The following is an 18,631-nucleotide window of genomic DNA, read 5'->3' on the forward strand; positions in this document are numbered from 1 at the left end:
CGAATGCCAAATAGTGAATTTATAGTAGTTCACAATAAACAAAGTGGAGAGTTTACACAGGTGTTGCCAAAAGACTCATCCAAATAACATTATGTCTTTTATCAATAAGATTAATTTTGTAAACGCATTGATTTTGAGAGCTAATATAAGTAAAATTACCAGTTCAACCTATTTGCTTTTTGGTATCACACACGACTTAATAGCATCCGAAAGTAGCCCTACTAACAAGATTAGTAGGTAAGCCTCAAACTTCAAAGCAATAGTCATGACTGCTGCCCCAATCGATAGAACGGAGTCAATATAGTGACATAACAAGATAAAATAAGTTTACTTTTGTAGAGAAGTGGACATCTATGGAAGCTCTGGATACTCATTTATCCCATTTGCAAGCAACAGTGCCAAGCTAAAGGGATTAGGCGTGTTTTTTCATTCTAATTGTAAGTCAGAAACTTTTATGAAACTCTACTATGTAACTTTAAACAATACAGATGAAGCACGTAAAATTAGTCAGGCATTACTGGAATATAAGTTAGCAGTTTGTGTCAATTGGTTCCCAATTACTTGTGCTTATAGTTGGCAAGGAGAAATTACTGAAGAACCAGAAGTTATTTTAATTATCAAAACTCAAGATGGTTATGCTTTAGAAATAGAAAAACTTATTCAAGAGCATATTACTTATACTAATTTTATCGCCGAAATTTCTCCGACAGCAGTTAATCAAGGTTTTGTCAATTGGTTGAATGCAGAAGTTTCACCGCGCTAACAATAGAAATTATACCAATTCAAAATTCATGCATTAAGAAAGCCAGACATAACAAAGGTTTGGGAGTATGTATCTGTCACATTCTTTTTTCAAATTGGTATTACCTAAGAAGACAGTACAAATAGAGATATACAAGGTATAAGAACAGAGAAAATGGTGGTTAATGCGCGAACCAGGAGTTAACATCAATCCGCTAATCTCTGTTCTCTGGTTTCCGTTACCCAAGGAGTCAGACTCAGAATGACACCTACTAGCGGGATGAATCCAATCAGAAACAACAGTTCAACCGTGGTTTGCAAGGCATTCGTTTTCTGAGAAGCAATATAACCAACTAGAAACGGGCCCACTGCCGTAATCACACGCCCGATGTTGTAGCAGAATCCTGCACCCGTTGCCCGCAGCCGTGTTGGAAACAGTTCGGGTAGGTAGTAAGTAAAGCTGCTCAGCACCCCAAACACCGCAAGTCCAATCGCGAAATACAGCCCCGTCCACAATGGCATGTTAGCAGGTCGATTCGATCCGAAGGTGAAAAGCATGGCGATCGCAGACAGCAAAAAGTAGATGACAAACATCCATTTGCGTCCCAGAAACTTCGCGACTGGAACGGTCAACAGCGTCCCGAACAATCCCCCTACTGTAAAGCTATAGGTGGTTGCCGTTTTCCACTGTTCAATGAGCAATTGCATAGCTTTCCCAGGCACGACATTTTGCGCTTTGGCAGCCACTTGAGCCAGCCCTGTGGCAATCACGGGAATGAAGGCGTTGCAAGTCCACCAAGTCAGCAGAGCGACCACGGCGATCGCCAGCCCGCCCAGCGTGGTTCGACGATATTGTGGCGTAAACAGTTCGCTGATATGAGCAGCAGACTGCTTTTCAATGCGCTGCCAGCGCTCCGGTTCTTTAATCAAGAATCGCATGCTAATCGCGATCGCCGCTGGAATCAGGCTTGTAAAAAACACATAGCGCCAAGACACCTCTGGATTACCGGGTAGAGTAAGCGTAACTTGGTTATTGACAAAGGCGGCGAAAAACAGTCCCACTGGTGCTGCAGTGTAAAGCAATGCTCCCGCTTCGACGCGTACTCGTTCTGGTACCACCTCTGCCACCATCGCTGCCCCTGCTGCCCATTCTCCGCCAATGCCCAAACTGGCAATGATTCGACAGGCTGTAAATACCCAGATATTTGGGGCAAAAGCGCAGGCGAACGTTCCTAAAGAGTAGAGCAAAATGGTGAGTAGCAGCGTTTTGGTGCGTCCAATGCGATCGCCCAGCACCCCAAATGAAACGCCGCCGACCGCCCATCCCAACAATAGAATCGAAGTTAACAATCCCGTCCAGTAAAGAGTTGGTCCTTTGGCTTCGGGAGAACCAATGGTTAAACCTAACAAAGTTGGCACACAGTTGGGTGCAACTAGGTTAAAAAGCAACCCGTCAAAGGCATCGAAGCCCCAACCTAACCAGGCAGCAAACAAGACCGTCCATTGATAGCGAGTGAGATGTAACATAACAGGGACTTCCAAAAAATCAAATCAGTCATAAATAGAATAATAATTATTATTTCAATTTGGAATCTTGATTTTTTTGAGTCATTATTCCTTGGAAGTCCCTAAAACATTGCTAACTACCTAAGTAATTTAAGTCAAGCTCGAAATGCTAACGCTAACGCAATTGCTAGCCCCATGAATACCGTCGCCGGAATATATAAGTAAATATACTTATACATATTTGCAACAGACTGCATCGCTTTAGTAATTGCATCTGCGTTTGTTTGCGCCCTTCTGGTTAATGCTGCCAACTGTGGGTCTGTAGAAAAACTAGTACAAACAGCATTTACTAGCTGACTATTTACTGTCCCTAGCACGGCTTGTATTACTGGCATATTCAATCGCTCATTTTTTGTTACCTGCCCACTGTGGTTGGCTTCAATAATCCAAGCGTATTGAATTGCATCAGTACCACAATCAGTCGCCATGTACACCCGGGTCGCAGATATATTTCCTTGAGCGTAGTCTACATGAACCCAAAAACCATAGGCAGATCCAATTGACCGAATGCTGTTCATTTGGGATAGGAAGAACTGATATCATGTCCGGTTAAAGACTTATCATTAAGGTAGCAGAGGGGCAGAGGGGAAGGATTTTTTGGGTTTCTGTATAGATTCGGGAATCATAACTAATTCGCCGGACTTGATATGAGGCGAGTTTATGGTTGCATCATCCATATTGATATTAAGGACAGCAAAATTTGGATTCAGCGCGATGGAACAGAGACCGGAGTAGCAAATGAGTTAGTAACTGCTGGAGTGCCAAAACAAGATATTATTTTGGGTTTTCATGCTCCCTACAAGCGGAAGTTTACTGAGTTTGCAGCAGGTTAGGCTAAATAACTGTAGGAGTTATAAGTGATGAGTTATGAATTTTTAACTCATCACTTATAACTTATAACTCATTTTCTGTAGCGATCGCTCTTGGGATATTACCAACAGTTGGCAGTTGCACTGTAAAGCTAGAACCTTCAGATAATTTACTTTTTACAGAAATAGATCCACCACAGCGCAGCAGCAATTGCTGTACAATTGTTAACCCCAACCCAGCACCACCATAATCTTCGGTTACTGCTGTACGCACACGATAAAACCGATCGAAGATTTTGGGAATTTCGTTTTCGGCAATACCGATACCTGTGTCGCGGAATTCTAATTGGACATAATCGCCTTGATTACGGGCACGTACCCATACTTGACCTCCATTAGGGGTAAACTTAAGACTGTTGTGCAGCAGATTAATCACAATTTGTCTGAGCTTACCACTCACACACCAAATAGATGGGAGTTCAGTCGGTACGGTGTAGGCTAGCATAATTCCTTTTTCTTGAGCTAAAGGTTGGTAGGTACTAACTACTCCAGGTACTATATCTGAGAGACGCACTAACTCCAAAGTCGTCCCCTCCAAATTCTGTTCTAGTTGCACCAGTTCCAAGAAACCAGAAATCAAAGAGTTTTGCTGATCGCACTGGGTATTTAACATCTGTAAATAACGTTGTCGCTGTGGGGGTTTAAGATTGGGGGAATTTAATAACGAAAGTGCTGTCTTCATGTGTGTCAAGGGTATACGCAGTTCCTGACAGACATTTTTCAGGTATTCATCTTTGAGTAGCTCTTTATTGTGCAGTTCTTGATTTTGCTGCTCCAACTTATTAGTGCGTATTGTGATGATTTGACGATTAATTTCATCTTGTCGGAGGAGTTGTTTTGCCAACAGTTGATTCATCAGTGCGGGTTGGGGCACAGTTGGACAAATAAAACTAGCAGGTAAAATTGAGGATGATTCTGGTGCAATCACTTGTTGGATACTATTTAATACTTGCTGAATTACTCTCCCCTCAACAGTAGTTATAATCAGCAACGGCTGGTTTTTATTAGTATTTACCTTCCCTAATGTCTGATTTTTGCGTTTTTTAAGTGGTCGATGAGCCAAAATTAAACTGCAAAACTGGGGTGATAACACCATCAGAAAGTTTTCCCGTCGCATTTGGCTATCCGGTGGTAGGTAAACAGGGACATAATGTGGAGATGAGGGAGACAAAGTAAAGTTTTCTTCCCCTGCTTCCCCTGCTTCTTCTGCTTCCCCTGCTTCCACCGCTCCCCCTGCTCCGGTTCTTCCCCTCTCCTCAATCTGGCAAGTATAAATGAGACTAGACGCACCTACTGAGGATTGATAACGCGTTAATTCTGATTGCCAAATTTTATCTGGTGGTAGCTTCACCCAGAGAGTGGCTGCAATTTGCTGCTCAATGAGTAAGTCAATTTGCGCTCTCACCAGTGATAGCAGAGTAGCAGGACTGAGGGACAATGGTTTAGGAGGCGCTTGCACTCCCATAACCAGTTGATAAACAGACAGATCCTTGGCCAAAGAAACATTCATGAGTCAAGCACAACTTGGATGAAGCAAGAAATAATTCTGTCTTCGATTTTCACCTTATATATGTGCATTTTTACAAAATTACCACGGAAAGAAACATTAACTATAAAAAACTCTATTTACAAAGGAGTGGAGGACAAGGGGACAAAGGGACAAGGAGAATAACTCATGCCCAATGCCCAATGTCCAATGCCCAAATTAACGTTCTATTTTCAGTCTTTCGTGTAAAGCGTCGCGTGCGTGTTCTCGGTCGTCAAAATGGATTTTTTCGGTGCCGAGAATTTGGTAGTCTTCGTGACCTTTACCAGCAAGCAATACTCCATCTCCGGGTTGTGCTTGTAAAATAGCGGTACAAATTGCAATCGCCCGATCGCAAATTACTGTTGGCTGCACTGTGTCAGCTATTCCCGCCAAAATATCTTGCAAAATCCTTTCTGGATCTTCTGTTCGGGGATTATCTGATGTCACCACTGCCACATCAGCTAACTGGGCAGCGATTTTACCCATTTTTGGGCGCTTAGTGCGATCGCGATCGCCTCCACAACCAAATACACAAATCACTTTACCAGGTATAAACGGACGCGCAGCTTTCAATAAATTTTCCAAGCTATCGGGCGTGTGGGCATAATCCACAATCACGCTAATATCTTGCTCAGTACTAATCTGTACCCGTTCCATCCGTCCGGGAACTCCGGGGAATTCAGGTATTACATTTGCCACTAACTGCAAATCAAGCCCTAAGTGCAAAACTGCTCCTACGGCTGCTAAAAGATTTTCTAAATTATATTGTCCGACTAAGGGCGATCGAAAAGCCACATCACCTTTTGGTGTATGTAATGTCCCACTAACACCATTTGGCTGGTAACTTAAATCGCTCATCCATAAATCAGCGCTGTTGTCGTTGACGCTGTAACTCCAAACCCGTTCGGAATCCAACGAGGCAATTAACCGCTTCCCGTAAGAATCATCAGCATTAATTATTGCCCGTCCCTTGAGATAATTAGGACTAAACAATAACGCTTTGGCAGCAAAGTAATCTTCCATATCGCTGTGATAGTCGAGATGGTCTTGAGTAAGATTACTAAATACCGCCACCTCAAATTCACAACCCAATACTCTACCTTGGGCCAAAGCGTGAGAACTGACTTCCATCACCCCAAATTCACTCCCAGCCTTTACCGCCTCTGCTAGCTGCTGTTGCAGTTCCACTGCAAAAGGGGTAGTGTGGGCAGCAGTTTGCTCAAAACCTGTCCAACGAGTGTAGAGAGTTCCCATCAAAGCTGTAGCTAAATTAGCTTGTCTTAGCAGAAATTCAATTAGATGAGTAGTTGTAGTTTTGCCATTTGTACCAGTTACGCCTACCAACTTGAGTTTTCGCCCTGGATAACCGTAAAAAGCACTGGCTATCTGGGCACAAGCTTGAGTAATGTTACTAGCACTAATCACCACAGCCTGATTTGTGGGAGGATTTTTTTGTGCAGCTTCGGGAGAAACGATCGCAGCTACCGCCCCCGATGCGATCGCACTTTGCCAAAATTCCCCACCATCAACCCGCGTTCCTGGCATCCCAATAAACAAATCTCCCACACGACAAGCATGGGAATTCGTCTTTAAACCCCTAATTTCCACATCCTCCATTGGATAACTAGGCAATTGCTCAACACTGTCTACCGCTGTTAGTAATTCCCGCAACTTCATTTTGTGAACCTCGTCACATTCTCGATCTTGCGCTTATTCTGCATTATTTTTTTCTAATTGGCTAAATATTTACGCAACATTTGCTCCAACTGCTGCACACTAGCACGAGGAGAAGGACGCGGCAATGGTTTCTCACTTCCCTCCTCATCCTCTGCGCCCACCGTTCGCGCAGCGTCTCCCTTAGGAGAAGTTTTAATGGCTTCGCCAACGTCTTCGACGAACGGCAAAAGCCGCTGCTCAAACTTCTCTGTGTGGTTCGATAAATAAAGCACTGGCACTTCATACTCATACGCAGCAAACCAATCTTCACGAGTCGTAATATCCCTAATTTCCAACTCGAAACTGAGATTTTGGATTTGTTCTAGCTTTTCTTGCAAGCCTTCACATAAATGACAGCCGGGTTTACTGTATAAGATTAATCGCATTTTGGTTGTTGCAAGAAGTTATAAATTTAGAATAGCGTAGACGCTTTTGCAGGCTACCGCAGAGGAGGAGACAATTTCCAAGTCCCTCTCCCAAGCTGGGGAGAGGAATTTAGGGTAGAAAGCTCATTGAGTCATGAAAGAAGTCTAATGACCAAATTCTGTGACAATGATTAACAACTAGCCAGAATACTGTATCTAAGCTACTCATGAGCCAAAGTTCTCAAAACAGCCCTTTACCAGGCAAACCTGTTCAATCATATTTCCAGTGGTTGTACGCTTTCTGGAAATTCTCTCGCCCTCACACAATTATTGGTACAAGTCTGAGTGTTTTGGGTTTATATTTAATTGCCATTGCCATAAGTAGAAACGCGATTAATCATATGTCTACGTATTCCCTACTCCCTGTCTTCGGAGCATGGATTGGTTGTCTGTGTGGCAATGTCTACATTGTGGGGTTGAATCAATTAGAAGATGTGGAAATTGACAAGATTAATAAGCCTCATTTACCCCTAGCATCTGGTGAGTTTTCTCAGCAAACTGGGCAATTAATTGTTGCTTTGACTGGGATTTTGGCGCTGGTTGTGGCGTGGCTAACTGGCCCGTTTTTATTGGGTATGGTAGCAATTAGCTTAGCTATTGGTACCGCTTATTCTTTACCACCAATTCGCTTAAAACAGTTTCCCGTTTGGGCGGCGCTGTGTATTTTTTCAGTGCGCGGTACGATTGTTAACTTAGGGCTATATCTGCATTATAGTTGGGCGTTGCAACAAAGCCAAACAATTCCGCCTGTGGTGTGGGTATTGACATTATTTATTTTGGTGTTTACCTTTGCGATCGCTATCTTTAAAGATATCCCCGATATGGAAGGCGATCGCCTATACAATATTACTACTTTCACCATCAAACTTGGGCCCCAAGCTGTGTTCAATCTGTCTGTTTGGGTAATAACAACCTGTTATCTAGGAATAATTCTGGTTGGGGTGCTACACCTGGCCTCAGTTAACGCTATATTCCTGGTAGTTACTCATTTGGGCCTGTTGACTTGGCTGTGGTTGCGGAGTTTAACGGTAGATTTACAAGATAAAAGTGCGATCGCTCAATTCTACCAATTTATCTGGAAACTCTTTTTTATCGAATATCTAATTTTTCCTATCGCTTGCCTTTTGGCTTAGACAATGCTAGAAATCTTTCCTACTAGTTCGATTATCGCTACTGTTGTAGTTGTTCTGAGTTTGTCAATCCTTGGCTATTTCGCTTGGAAAACTTTGATCACCTCAGACTTGTTTCAAAAAGGCATCAATCTTGCCCAAGCAAAAGATTACCAAGGTGCAGAAGCAGCTTTTCGCAAAGTGATTTCCATCAACTCTACAAATGATGTAGTGCGCTTGTTTTTGGGAGATGTTTTAAACCAGCAAGGACAAGTAGAGGAAGCAACAGAATTATTTCAGGAAGTAATTCGCCGCAGTCCGAAAAACCCTGATGCTTACTTGCGTTTGGCGAATATTCTCATGCAACAAAAGCGAGAAGAAGAAGCTAAAACTAACCTACTACAAGCTAAAGATTTATTACAAAAACAGCGCCAACCTGAAAAAGCTAAAAAAATCACTCAACTGTTAGATAAAATGAGTGCTAAGTCAAGGGAATCTTAACTTTAATAAGAATTGCAGAGATTAAATTTTCCTGTTGTGTCTCCTAATTTTTTTTGCCATTCACATCATTATGGTAAGAATGGTTTTTTTTTGGTAACTTACTAGTGCATACCATAATTATGTCCGCAATTTCTGCAAGTTTGACCACTCTCTTCATAGTTATTATAATTGCAATCGGATACACAACAAGCTCCATAGCCACAATTAACTAATTGATTTAGACTGGAAAAGAGAAAATATTGGGAGTTTTAAATGATTTATTTTTGCAAAATAGCGATTATCCCAACAGTCTTTTTGTTTTGTAAAGACATCTTGTAATTTATTGAATTACTAGAATAGTTTTAAGTAAAGACAGAGATTTAATAATAAATTTTATAGATTAAACAATAAAATATTTATGTCAAATATAATATCAGAATTGTGGACTAACTTTTTGACATCTGAATCATTTATTCCACATGGACACTGCTATTTATGGCAAACGAATTTAGTTTGGTTACACATATTATCTGACGCATTCATTGCACTAGCTTATTATTCGATTCCAGCTACACTCTTCTACTTTGTTTGCAAGCGGCAAGATTTGCCCTTTGATTGGATTTTTTTGCTATTTAGTGGATTTATCGTAGCTTGCGGCACCACTCATTTAATGGAGATTTGGACACTTTGGCATCCAACCTACTGGATGTCGGGATTTCTCAAAGCAGTAACTGCAACAATATCTGTAATTACAGCAGTAGAGCTTATACCTCTAGTTCCACAAGCACTGGCACTTCCTAGCCCTACTCAATTAGAACAAGCAAATCAAAAACTTCAAACACAAATATCCGAACGCTTATGGATAGAGGAGGAACTGCGAAAATACCAGAATCATCTCGAAGAAATGGTTGCTGTTCGCACCAATGAAATTACTAAAACTAACGAGCAATTACAAGAAGAAATCCTTGAACGCCAACGCATCTTAGAAATTCTCCGACAAAGCGAAGAACGCTACCGTTACTTAGCTGAGGCAATTCCTCAACTTGTCTGGACAACGAAGCCTAACGGGGAATGTGATTTTTTTAATCAAAATTGGTGCGAATATACAGGGCTAACATTAGAGCAATCTTTGGGTTCTGGTTGGTTGACTGCATTGCATCCAGATGATGTTCAAAGAGCTGAGAAAGCGTGGTCTGATGCTGTAAAAAATAGTACTATATATAACAATGAATATCGCTTTAAACGAGCTGCTGATGGCTCCTATCGTTGGCAGCTATCGCGAGGTTTACCACTCAAAGATGAGCAAGGTTTTGTAGTCAAGTGGTTTGGAACCTGTACAGATATCCACGAACAAAAACAAATACTTGAAGAACGAGCGCACCTGCTGAAATTAGAACAAGTAGCACGAGCAAAAGCAGAAACAGCCAATCGAATTAAAGATGAATTTTTAGCCGTTCTCTCGCACGAATTACGCACTCCACTGAATGCAATTCTCGGCTGGTCAAAGTTGTTGCAAACCCGCAGGTTAGACGAAATAAAGACATCTGAAGCACTAGCCACAATTGAGCGAAATGCTACCTTACAAGTTCAACTTATTGAAGACTTGCTGGACATCTCCAGAATTTTACAGGGCAAACTGACGCTGAATATCACGAAGATTGATCTAAAGTCTACGGCATTGTCGGCACTAGAGACAATGCAATTAGCGGCAGAAACAAAGTTGATTGAGGTGAATACAGTATTTGAACCGGGTGTAAGGCAAATTATGGGTGACTCGACTCGTTTGCAGCAAGTCATCTGGAATCTCCTTTCTAACGCAATCAAATTTACACCCAGGGGAGGAAAGGTAGAAGTGCGACTCCAGGAAACTGATGGCTATGCTCAAATCATCGTTAGCGATACGGGTAAGGGAATTAGCGCTGACTTTTTGCCATTCGTGTTTGATTACTTTCGCCAAGCAGATAGCACCTCTACGAGAAATTTTGGTGGATTAGGACTGGGATTGGCAATTGTGCGTAATATCATCGAAATGCATGGCGGCATCGTCAAAGCAGATAGCCACGGTGAGGGTAAAGGAGCAATATTTACTGTTAGCTTACCGCTTCTGGCAGATGAAAGTCCAAGGCTGACGGATAAACAAAATTACGCTGCATTCTTAGCTATTAACTCCTTACCTCTGAATGGTATCCGGGTTTTAGTCGTTGATGATGATACTGATTCACGAGATTTTGTTGCTTTTGTATTAGAGCAAAATGGGGCTTTTGTGATGGCGGTATCTTCTGCTGATGAAGCATTACAAACCTTAGCAGAGGTCAAGCCAGATGTGTTAGTCAGCGATATTAGTATGCCTGATATGGATGGTTATATGTTAATACATGAAGTGAGAACTCAGACACCAGAACAAGGTGGACAAATTCCAGCAATTGCCTTGACTGCCTTTGCAAGAAACTATGACCACGAAAAAGCCCTAAAAGCTGGGTTTCAGATGCATTTATCCAAACCTCTCAACCCAGAAAAATTAATTGCAGCGATTATTAAACTTATGGAAACAAAAGTGTCAGCAATTACCTAAAAAAGACTTTTTACTTTTAATAAAGTACCATCTATTAGATTTATTATATAAATCCCTCTCCCAAGCTTGGGTGAGGGCTTTTGTGTACAAATAGGCAATTATATAAGAGTACACTTGTATCAAGTTAGCTTAATCACTTATAATTCTTGCTATAACCCCGCCAAAGCAGCGCTTTTGCTCCTCTAAGAGTAAGAAAGGGCTGAAATGGGGTATTTTAACGATCGCAATTAGCCGAACTTGATATTATATGTAAACCAAGCAAGTAAGGTAATAAAAATGCTGAAAAACAAGAATCTACTGGTAGCAGCTATTATCTGCTTGTGTTTGAGTAATGGGAATACTGCCTTTGGTAAAGATGTTGGCGTTATTTTAGCAAAAATTCAAAATACTCAGTCCGCAGTTATTCAAAACAAAAACGCAGTTGCTAACTTCGAGCAAGGAAGCAATCTTTATAAACAGGGAGATTTAAAAGGAGCAGAGGCGGCTTTTCGGAAGGCAATTGAACTAGAACCCAATTTTGCACAAGCTTATATTGCCTTGGGAAATACTCTCGATGATCAAGGTAAACCACAAGAAGCGATCGCCCAATACAATAAAGCCATTCGCCTCGCTCCTCAAGACTCTGGAGCATACTTTAATCTGGGTTTAACTTTAGCAAGACTAAATCAGTTAGAATCTGCGATCGCACAATACAAAAAAGCCATCAGCCTTGAACCCAAGTATGCTGAAGCTCACTATAACTTAGGAAATGCTCTCTACGCTCAAGGCAAGCTCACACAAGCAGTTACCGAATATACAGCAGCTATTCGCCTCAAACCAGACTATGCGCCGACTTATACCCGTTTAGGAAATGCTTTGTACGATCAAGGTGAGCTAGCAGAGGCAGTTACTCAGTATAAAAAATCCATTAGCTTCGATCCTAACTATGCAGATGCTCACTATTACTTAGGAAACGTCTTGTACGCTCAAGGAAAGCCAGCAGAAGCAGTCGCCAACTATACCGAAGCCATTCGCCTCGCTCCGAAAAATCCAGCAGGTTATAATGCCTTGGGAAATACTCTATACGCTCAAGGCAAACTAGAAGAAGCGATCGCACATTACAAAAAAGCCATCAGCTTTGCTCCCAACTATGCAGACGCTCACTATAATTTAGCAAGTGCTTTTTACGCTCAAGGCAAGCTAACAGAAGCAATCGCTGGCTATAACGAAGCGATTCGTCTCGATCCCAAACACGCACAAGCTTACACAGGTTTGGGAAATGCAATGGACGATCAAGGTAAACCTCAAGAAGCGATCGCACATTATAAAAAAGCCATTAGCCTCGTCCCCAACGATGCATTCACTTACTATAATTTGGGAATCACTTTGGGAAGACAACAACAGCCAAAAGAAGCAGTTGTAAATCTCAAAAAAGCCAGAGAATTATTCCAAGCTCAGAAAAACAAGGAGATGGTTGAGCAAGTCGATCAGCTAATCCAAAAAATTAATACTCAGACAAATTGAATATGGGGCATGGGGAGCAGGGGAGACAAGGGGGACAAGGGTGAATTATTACAAGTCTCTCCCTGATCTCCTCTTCCCTGTCTACCTTGTCTCTTCTCAATGCCCAATCACAAATGACAAATGACAAATGACAAATGACAAAACAAAGGGGTAAAGTCTACCTCGTAGGTGCTGGGCCTGGAGATGCGGCATACCTGACAGTAAAAGCTTACAATCTCTTAGCTACTGCTCAAGTGTTAGTCTACGATGCTTTAGTAGATGCTCAATTATTGCAGTGCGTACCAGATGATTGCCTAAAGTTAGATGTCGGTAAACGCGGTGGCAAACCCAGTACAAGCCAAGCACAGATTAACAAGTTACTGGTAGAGCACTGTCTGCAAGGAAAACAAGTTATACGCCTCAAATCAGGTGATCCGTTGATTTTTGGGCGTTGCACTTCTGAAATTGAAGCGTTGAAAGCATCCGGTTGTGATTTTGAACTAGTACCAGGAATTTCCTCAGCCCTTGCAGCGCCTTTATTAGCAGGAATTCCCCTAACAGATCCGGTGTTAAGCCGCACTTTTGCAGTGCTTACAGCTCATGAACCAGAGGTTTTAGACTGGGAGGCGCTGTCACGCTTAGAGACACTGGTAATTTTGATGGCAGGGCAACATCTACCAGAGATTGTAGATCAACTGGTAAAACACGGGCGATCGCACTTAACACCCATTGCGATCGTCCGTTGGGCAGGAACTCCCGATCAACAAATTTGGACAGCGCAACTGGACAATATTCTGGAACAAACCACCGGATTATCCCTTTCCCCGGCGGTAATTGTGATTGGGGAAGTTGTTGGGCTACGCAAGTACTTACAACCTGAGAAAATAGATTGTCAGGTTTCGACTACAGCCAATACTTTTAGCCCCCCTGCTATGTCAAGCAATTTCCCCCTATCTCCTCTTCCCCTTACTGGTAAAATAATCTTGGTGACACGTTCAGTTGGCCAATCGAGTCAATTTAGCGATCGCCTTATTGCATCAGGTGCAACAGTCATCGAAATGCCTACCTTAGAAATCGGCCCACCCTCCAGTTGGGAAGCTTTGGATCATGCGATCGCTCATTTATCTGACTTCGACTGGTTAATTCTCACTTCTACCAATGGCATAGACTACTTTTTTGAAAGGCTAACTACCCAAGGTAAAGATAGCCGTGCCTTAGCTGGCATTAAAATTGCTGTCGTTGGTGAGAAAACAGCCCAAAGTCTCAAACAACGCTCTCTGCAAGCAGATTTTATTCCCCCCAACTTTGTTGCCGATTCTTTAGTGGAAAATTTCCCAGATAAATTAGATGGTAAAAAGGTTTTATTTCCTAGAGTTGAAAGCGGCGGCAGAGAAGTTTTAGTTAAGGAATTAACTCTCAAGGGAGCAAAAGTGATAGAAGTTGCGGCATATCAATCTTGTTGTCCTAGTAGTATTCCGCCTGCGGCAAAGTTAGCTCTCCAAAACCACAAGGTAGATGCGATCACCTTTGCCAGTTCTAAAACTGTACAATTTTTCTGTCAACTTACTAATAATATATTTTCTAACAATGATGCTAGCCAATTCTTAGATGGAGTTTGTATTGCCTCTATCGGCCCCCAAACCTCCAAAACTTGCCATGATTTATTCGGACGTGTGGATATAGAAGCCCAAGAATATACTTTAGATGGTTTAACCCAAGCACTGATCGCATGGGCGATAAATTCTTAGATGAGGGAGCAGGGGAGCAGGGAAGCAGAGGAGAATAACTAATGACAAATGACAAATGACAAAACGTATAATCGGCTTAACCGGAGGTATTGCCACAGGCAAAACCACTGTTAGCAATTATTTAGCTAGCACTTATAACCTGCCGATTTTGGATGCAGATATTTATGCTAGAGAGGCAGTATCTTTAGGTTCGCCTGTTTTGGGTGCGATCGCTCAACGTTATGGAGAACAAATTTTACTACCAGATGGCAGCCTCAACCGTCAAAAGCTAGGTGAAGTTATCTTTAATCGTCAAGATGAACGCAACTGGATAGATAATTTGATTCATCCTGATGTGCGCGATCGCTTTCTCAAAGCAATTGCTCAGTCTTCCTCACAAACACTGGTGTTAGTAGTGCCTCTATTATTTGAAGCTGGGATGACTAATTTGGTAACAGAAATCTGGGTAGTGCGTTGTTCCCAAGAGCAGCAACTACAAAGATTGATACAACGAAACCACTTAAATAGAGAACAGGCATGTGCCAGGATTAACAGCCAATTATCTATCGAAAAAAAAGCGGCTCATGCAGATGTCGTTTTAGATAACTCTTCTACTCTAGAAGTACTATTGAAACAGATAGATGTAGCTCTAGGAACTACAAGTAGTGATTAAATTCTATTGAGATTAAAATATATACATATATGACATTTTTAAGATATAAAAAGCTTATTAATTAATACTAGATAGTTAAGCAAAAAACTCATATCTCACCCAATCTCGTTCAATAGTTAGGTGATTTTACAGTTGAATCTGCGGTTAATAGTACTGTAAATTTAAAAAAATCGGCTTTTAAATGAATTATAAGTCCTATTTTTTTATTGTTTTTAAGTGCCTTCTCTTCAATCAGAACAGGTATGAACTTAAGTTTTAGTTTTTTAAATAAATTAGCTCTAGTTACCTCTCCAGTAACAGAATTCAAACAAAAGAATAAAATCCATGATTACAGACAACAAGTTTGTGGAGGCGACTACATATTTGAGCGCCTCAATGAACAAACAATCGGGTACATGACTGGAGTAGGAAAAAGCGTTAAAGCCTGCGATCGCATTATTTTACAAGAAGGTTGTGAATCTTATCAATATCAAGTTGAAGAAATTGATTACTACTCCGCTCCATCTGATATGTGGATAGCTTTACTCAAGCAAATACAGAATGACTAAATATTAAAGTCAACCAGTTGTTCAATTCTAGAGTTCAACACAGTTCAGAATGAGCAACAAAATCCTGATGTAGAGACGCGATTTATCGCGTCTTGAAAGACCAATTACCTACACGATTCTCCTACTCTTACTAGAGAATAGTAAAAGTTTCACGCCTCAAACCAAAACTTTTACCCAACAACGTCGTTTACTTTCCTTAATTGGATAAAGTCGGACTAAGTTGTTGAAGAAACTCAATATTCAAATCTAGCTTTTCTCCTAACCATAGGGAATGAACTGCGTGGTCTGCCACAGCATTCCCGGTCTCAGGATGGACGAGAATATCCAATCCCTCACGATTGAGCATTAACCAAGGAACGACTTTATCAAACTGATTCGGTAAGAAAGCAACTTGATACATCGCTTTTGGATGGGGCCCGATGGGCTTGTCAAACCAGCGTCCAAGTTGCACGTCAAACCTAGCGCCTAATCCTTCGCGTACACGTGCAGCTACATCCCGACTTGCAGGATCGAAGTAAACATGAGCATGAAAACCAACGATCTCGCTAGTATCTTCTTTCATAGATCCACTTTTCGTTCTCAACTTTAATTTTGCATAGCGTCAGGCCAAAGTATTACCCACCCTAATTATGCAAGTTAGATGTGGAATAGCTTAGTAGTTAGTCAATGCTAAAGGCGCTTGTAGTTTCTTTGACAACTTTATCTATTTTAGGAGTAATTGAAAGATGCACAATATGCACTGAACAAGGAGCATGGTGAAGAACATAGTTACTCACACTACCGAGAAATAGTTCCATCAACCGAGAATGACCCCGACGCCCCATAACAATTAGGTCAGCGCCACAACTATGGGCTAAATCACAAATAATACGACCAGGATTACCAACATTTTGTGTAAATTCCGTAATGACACCTGCTGTGTTTGCTTGGGCACAGAAAGATTGCAACATCTGGATTCCTAGATTTTTAAAGGTATCCCACTGTTGTTGGTATAACTCAAAGCTTTGACTGGTCAATTCTGGATAGTAGTCCATATTAGACAGCATAGGTACATAAGGACTACCCTCTTCTTCGGAAGACAGGACGTGAAGTAACATTAAGCTAGCTTGTGTTAACTTTGCTAAATCCAATGCTTCCTTAAAAACCTGTTGCCCTATTTCCGAGCGATCTAATGCAACTAAAATCTTTTTAAACATCATATAGACCTCCGATTTCATTGGTAATTGGTCTTTACGGTTTCGGGTTTCCAGATGCTGGATTGTCAAAAATGACTAATCCCTCAACTATGTTTAGCAACTTTTGAATTTTAAATATCTTAAAGGTTTTCGCCCTATATTTATATTTATAGCAAAACAATTTAAGGAACTTGTGAGGAAAGCCAGCATTTATCTTTGAGCATCAGGGAGCATGCCATTTTGGAAGAAATATCTTTGAACCCTGAGCCTAAATCCCTCTCTCAAGGTTGCTATGCATTAGTCACATCTTTCTTAAGATTGCTGTAAATATATATTGCATACCAACGAAAAAGGTAAAGTATTAAACAATTCGGTTGACAATTGTCCATACTTCTCCATCAGAACGGACATAAGGAACGGAGATTGTCTTCAAGCCAGTAATAAAGGGCTTGTAATAAATCTGCCAATACATTGGACTCAGTTGATTGGCACAAGTCTTAAGAAAACGGACTTCTGCGGCCAGTTCACTTGCTAGTTGATTAATGCGTTGAGCATGAACCTGAGCCACTTCTTTCGCTTCTTCTAGCTGTTGCTGTTGAATAAGTTGCTTTGATTCACCTTGCCAACGCACTAACTTACCTTGTTTTTGTTTTATCTTGCCTTCCAAGGCGGCGATCGCTGCATCTATGCCTTGGAGTTCAACTGATAATTGGGCATTTTCTCTGGCTTGACGGCGGTAAGCTTCTACCATCGCCTGGGGTGAATCATTCTCGCCAGAGATAACATTATTAATAGTGAGTGCAGCGCGTTCTTCTAAAAGAGCCTGAATTTGTGAGTTAAGCGCTGCTATTTCAGCCTGAGTTTGCTCCATAAATCGAGTTTTAAGTGCTGAGTAAAATATTAAAAGCTTTTTGCACCTTGGGTATCTAGAGAAAGCGATCGCACCTCGGCTGTAATTCCTTCTTCTTGCCAAGCAGCTAACATCGCCGCCTCCACTTCCTTTGAGTGTAACTTATCCGTCAAAGCTAACAGTGTCGGCCCCGCACCACTAATCACCATACCATAAGCACCAGCACTAACAGCTGCGATGTTGAGAGCATCATAACCAGGAATCAAAGCTTTGCGATAGGGCTGATGCAATCTATCTTGCAAAGCCGTCTTTAACCATTGTCCGTTATTAGTTTCCAAGCCGCGTAACAATAAGCCCAAATGTGCTGTATTGAAAATCGCATCGGCGCGACTTACTTCATTTGGCAGAACGCTCCGCGCTTCTGATGTAGAAAGTTCAAAATCAGGAATAGCCACAACTGGTACAACATCTTTATGCCAGGGAACATCACAAATTTCCCAACCTGCGCCACTGGTAGCTGCGAGACGACATCCTCCCAACAAGGCTGGAACTACATTATCAGGATGTCCTTCCATTGCGATCGCTAACTCCATCACCCGTGACTGAGACAGAGTTGCACCTTCTAGTTGATTAGCCGCAACTAATCCACCAACAATTGCTGTCGCCGAACTACCCAAACCCCGCGCCAACGGTACACCCAACTTAATTTCTATTTTCACAGTCGGCGGTGTTTGTTCTATATGTTGATAGAACTTGACAAACGCTTGGTAAAGGAGATTGTTCTCATCAGTTTGAACTCGTTCAGCTTCCGTACCCGTGACATGAATAATTAGCCCACTTTCTTCTAGGCGAGTGAACTTGAACTCGTTGTACAGCTTTAATGCTGCACCAATGCAATCAAAACCCGGCCCCAAATTCGCAGTTGTGGCAGGAACGGTAACAGTGATGGTAGAAACAACAGACATTGGTAAAACTCACTAATCATCAACTAGCATCCCATGTAAAGGGTTGATTTGTTTATTAGCGATCTAATGAACATGAATACTTTTAGTCAAGGTTTGAAGGCATTTTCCATACTATAGCAGTCGCCATCTTAGTTAGGACGTAGAATATATAGAGAAGTGATTGATTTCTGCATTCGTATGGCAAACCCTTACAGTTATGATCTAC

The 18,631-nt window shown here is 41.6% G+C and carries 17 protein-coding genes and 1 pseudogene; 9 read left to right on the top strand and 9 right to left on the bottom strand.

The window, feature by feature from the left end:
• The first annotated feature begins 454 nt into the window (after positions 1-454).
• On the top strand, positions 455-763 hold the full coding sequence (gene cutA, locus V7K89_RS15610; RefSeq protein ID WP_335188560.1) for a divalent-cation tolerance protein CutA: 309 nt from the start codon (positions 455-457) through the stop codon (positions 761-763).
• Positions 764-948: 185 nt separating this feature from the next.
• On the opposite strand, the gene V7K89_RS15615 is transcribed toward cutA, so the two are convergent.
• Together V7K89_RS15615 and V7K89_RS15620 are read right to left on the bottom strand one after the other, a co-directional pair.
• Positions 949-2,268, bottom strand: a complete 1,320-nt coding sequence (locus V7K89_RS15615; RefSeq protein WP_335188562.1) for an MFS transporter — start codon at positions 2,266-2,268, stop codon at positions 949-951.
• 134 nt (positions 2,269-2,402) lie between these two features.
• Entirely contained in the window at positions 2,403-2,825 is a 423-nt protein-coding gene (locus tag V7K89_RS15620; RefSeq protein ID WP_335188564.1) for a hypothetical protein, read from the bottom strand.
• Between the two features lie 132 nt (positions 2,826-2,957).
• Here V7K89_RS15620 and V7K89_RS15625 point away from each other — a divergent pair.
• Positions 2,958-3,140: pseudogene (locus V7K89_RS15625) on the top strand (XisI protein); the annotation flags it as partial.
• Positions 3,141-3,201: 61 nt separating this feature from the next.
• On the opposite strand, the gene V7K89_RS15630 reads toward V7K89_RS15625, so the two are convergent.
• The 3 genes from V7K89_RS15630 to V7K89_RS15640 all read right to left on the bottom strand — a co-directional run bounded on the left by V7K89_RS15630 (position 3,202) and on the right by V7K89_RS15640 (position 6,806).
• On the bottom strand, positions 3,202-4,686 hold the full coding sequence (locus tag V7K89_RS15630) for a DICT sensory domain-containing protein (RefSeq protein ID WP_335188567.1): 1,485 nt from the start codon (positions 4,684-4,686) through the stop codon (positions 3,202-3,204).
• Positions 4,687-4,881: 195 nt separating this feature from the next.
• Positions 4,882-6,381, bottom strand: coding sequence for a UDP-N-acetylmuramoyl-L-alanyl-D-glutamate--2,6-diaminopimelate ligase (locus tag V7K89_RS15635; RefSeq protein ID WP_335188569.1), 1,500 nt, complete (start codon positions 6,379-6,381; stop codon positions 4,882-4,884).
• 53 nt (positions 6,382-6,434) lie between these two features.
• Complete coding sequence (locus V7K89_RS15640) at positions 6,435-6,806, bottom strand: glutaredoxin family protein (RefSeq protein ID WP_335188571.1); 372 nt, start codon at positions 6,804-6,806, stop codon at positions 6,435-6,437.
• A gap of 206 nt (positions 6,807-7,012) precedes the next feature.
• Here V7K89_RS15640 and V7K89_RS15645 point away from each other — a divergent pair, with 206 nt between their 5' ends.
• The 7 genes from V7K89_RS15645 (at position 7,013) to V7K89_RS15675 (ending at position 15,436) form a co-directional block, all read left to right on the top strand.
• Positions 7,013-7,978 carry a homogentisate phytyltransferase gene (locus tag V7K89_RS15645; RefSeq protein WP_335188573.1) on the top strand — a complete coding sequence of 322 codons (966 nt, stop codon included), beginning with the start codon at positions 7,013-7,015 and terminating at the stop codon, positions 7,976-7,978.
• 3 nt (positions 7,979-7,981) lie between these two features.
• Entirely contained in the window at positions 7,982-8,455 is a 474-nt protein-coding gene (locus tag V7K89_RS15650) for a tetratricopeptide repeat protein (RefSeq protein WP_335188575.1), read from the top strand.
• Positions 8,456-8,852: 397 nt separating this feature from the next.
• Positions 8,853-11,006, top strand: a complete 2,154-nt coding sequence (locus tag V7K89_RS15655) for a hybrid sensor histidine kinase/response regulator (protein ID WP_335188577.1) — start codon at positions 8,853-8,855, stop codon at positions 11,004-11,006.
• Between the two features lie 276 nt (positions 11,007-11,282).
• Positions 11,283-12,509, top strand: a complete 1,227-nt coding sequence (locus V7K89_RS15660; protein ID WP_335188579.1) for a tetratricopeptide repeat protein — start codon at positions 11,283-11,285, stop codon at positions 12,507-12,509.
• A gap of 134 nt (positions 12,510-12,643) precedes the next feature.
• Entirely contained in the window at positions 12,644-14,236 is a 1,593-nt protein-coding gene (cobA, locus tag V7K89_RS15665) for a uroporphyrinogen-III C-methyltransferase (protein WP_335188581.1), read from the top strand.
• A gap of 55 nt (positions 14,237-14,291) precedes the next feature.
• Positions 14,292-14,888 (top strand): dephospho-CoA kinase, encoded by a 597-nt coding sequence (gene coaE / locus V7K89_RS15670; protein ID WP_335188582.1) that lies wholly within the window; start codon positions 14,292-14,294, stop codon positions 14,886-14,888.
• A 242-nt stretch (positions 14,889-15,130) separates the two neighbouring features.
• Complete coding sequence (locus V7K89_RS15675; RefSeq protein WP_335188584.1) at positions 15,131-15,436, top strand: hypothetical protein; 306 nt, start codon at positions 15,131-15,133, stop codon at positions 15,434-15,436.
• 196 nt (positions 15,437-15,632) lie between these two features.
• Here the strand turns inward: V7K89_RS15675 and V7K89_RS15680 are convergent, their stop codons facing one another.
• The 4 genes from V7K89_RS15680 to thrB all read right to left on the bottom strand — a co-directional run bounded on the left by V7K89_RS15680 (position 15,633) and on the right by thrB (position 18,426).
• A complete protein-coding gene (locus V7K89_RS15680) occupies positions 15,633-15,998 on the bottom strand; it encodes a DOPA 4,5-dioxygenase family protein (RefSeq protein ID WP_335188586.1) in 366 nt (121 codons plus the stop codon).
• A 97-nt stretch (positions 15,999-16,095) separates the two neighbouring features.
• The gene (locus V7K89_RS15685; protein WP_335188592.1) at positions 16,096-16,632 is read right to left on the bottom strand and encodes a universal stress protein; all 537 of its coding nucleotides are present in this window, start codon (positions 16,630-16,632) and stop codon (positions 16,096-16,098) included.
• A 340-nt stretch (positions 16,633-16,972) separates the two neighbouring features.
• Positions 16,973-17,482 carry a hypothetical protein gene (locus V7K89_RS15690; protein WP_335188588.1) on the bottom strand — a complete coding sequence of 170 codons (510 nt, stop codon included), beginning with the start codon at positions 17,480-17,482 and terminating at the stop codon, positions 16,973-16,975.
• Between the two features lie 29 nt (positions 17,483-17,511).
• Positions 17,512-18,426, bottom strand: coding sequence for a homoserine kinase (gene thrB / locus V7K89_RS15695; RefSeq protein WP_335188590.1), 915 nt, complete (start codon positions 18,424-18,426; stop codon positions 17,512-17,514).
• Positions 18,427-18,631 lie beyond the last annotated feature (205 nt).

Origin of the sequence: Nostoc sp. (genome assembly GCF_036917515.1) — a bacterium.
Taxonomy (GTDB): Bacteria; Cyanobacteriota; Cyanobacteriia; order Cyanobacteriales; family Nostocaceae; genus Nostoc.

What these genes read in the sequence shown, in the direction of transcription:
- cutA (WP_335188560.1), top strand. Translation starts at nt 455, where the DNA reads ATGAAACTCTACTATGTAACTTTAAACAATACAGATGAAGCACGTAAA.
- V7K89_RS15615 (WP_335188562.1), bottom strand. Translation starts at nt 2,268, where the DNA reads ATGTTACATCTCACTCGCTATCAATGGACGGTCTTGTTTGCTGCCTGG.
- V7K89_RS15620 (WP_335188564.1), bottom strand. Translation starts at nt 2,825, where the DNA reads ATGAACAGCATTCGGTCAATTGGATCTGCCTATGGTTTTTGGGTTCAT.
- V7K89_RS15630 (WP_335188567.1), bottom strand. Translation starts at nt 4,686, where the DNA reads ATGAATGTTTCTTTGGCCAAGGATCTGTCTGTTTATCAACTGGTTATG.
- V7K89_RS15635 (WP_335188569.1), bottom strand. Translation starts at nt 6,381, where the DNA reads ATGAAGTTGCGGGAATTACTAACAGCGGTAGACAGTGTTGAGCAATTG.
- V7K89_RS15640 (WP_335188571.1), bottom strand. Translation starts at nt 6,806, where the DNA reads ATGCGATTAATCTTATACAGTAAACCCGGCTGTCATTTATGTGAAGGC.
- V7K89_RS15645 (WP_335188573.1), top strand. Translation starts at nt 7,013, where the DNA reads ATGAGCCAAAGTTCTCAAAACAGCCCTTTACCAGGCAAACCTGTTCAA.
- V7K89_RS15650 (WP_335188575.1), top strand. Translation starts at nt 7,982, where the DNA reads ATGCTAGAAATCTTTCCTACTAGTTCGATTATCGCTACTGTTGTAGTT.
- V7K89_RS15655 (WP_335188577.1), top strand. Translation starts at nt 8,853, where the DNA reads ATGTCAAATATAATATCAGAATTGTGGACTAACTTTTTGACATCTGAA.
- V7K89_RS15660 (WP_335188579.1), top strand. Translation starts at nt 11,283, where the DNA reads ATGCTGAAAAACAAGAATCTACTGGTAGCAGCTATTATCTGCTTGTGT.
- cobA (WP_335188581.1), top strand. Translation starts at nt 12,644, where the DNA reads ATGACAAAACAAAGGGGTAAAGTCTACCTCGTAGGTGCTGGGCCTGGA.
- coaE (WP_335188582.1), top strand. Translation starts at nt 14,292, where the DNA reads ATGACAAAACGTATAATCGGCTTAACCGGAGGTATTGCCACAGGCAAA.
- V7K89_RS15675 (WP_335188584.1), top strand. Translation starts at nt 15,131, where the DNA reads ATGAACTTAAGTTTTAGTTTTTTAAATAAATTAGCTCTAGTTACCTCT.
- V7K89_RS15680 (WP_335188586.1), bottom strand. Translation starts at nt 15,998, where the DNA reads ATGAAAGAAGATACTAGCGAGATCGTTGGTTTTCATGCTCATGTTTAC.
- V7K89_RS15685 (WP_335188592.1), bottom strand. Translation starts at nt 16,632, where the DNA reads ATGTTTAAAAAGATTTTAGTTGCATTAGATCGCTCGGAAATAGGGCAA.
- V7K89_RS15690 (WP_335188588.1), bottom strand. Translation starts at nt 17,482, where the DNA reads ATGGAGCAAACTCAGGCTGAAATAGCAGCGCTTAACTCACAAATTCAG.
- thrB (WP_335188590.1), bottom strand. Translation starts at nt 18,426, where the DNA reads ATGTCTGTTGTTTCTACCATCACTGTTACCGTTCCTGCCACAACTGCG.